1 protein-coding gene is annotated in these 286 nt (G+C 58.4%); it reads left to right on the top strand.

Annotated features, from left to right (window positions below; all coding sequences use genetic code 11):
- Positions 1-286, top strand: a 286-nt coding sequence (locus tag ACXAF9_RS18210) for a hypothetical protein (protein WP_475076858.1), incomplete at both ends; no start/stop codon positions are given.

The raw sequence follows: 286 nt of genomic DNA, 5'->3' as shown, positions 1-286 counted from the left end.
GGCACCATCACCGTAGCCGCCGAAGCGGGCATTGACACCGTGACCATCGGTGGCGTGGATGTAACCGATGCAAGCACAACCCCTGTCACCATCCCAGGCACCGAAGGTACTCTGGTAGTCACAGGCTACGATGCGACCACCGGTGAGATCACCTACGAATACACCGAAGACGGCGCGGCGGAAGATCACACAGCGGGTGATAACTCGATCGTGGATCAGTTCACGGTTGAAGTGACCGACCTTGCGGGCCAGACCTCTGACGATACGCTGGACATCCAGATTATCG

The organism is Neptunomonas sp. ABH4_499 (genome assembly GCF_056160565.1).
Note: the sequence above shows the minus strand (reverse complement) of the source record. Positions and strands in the feature narration are given on the sequence as shown.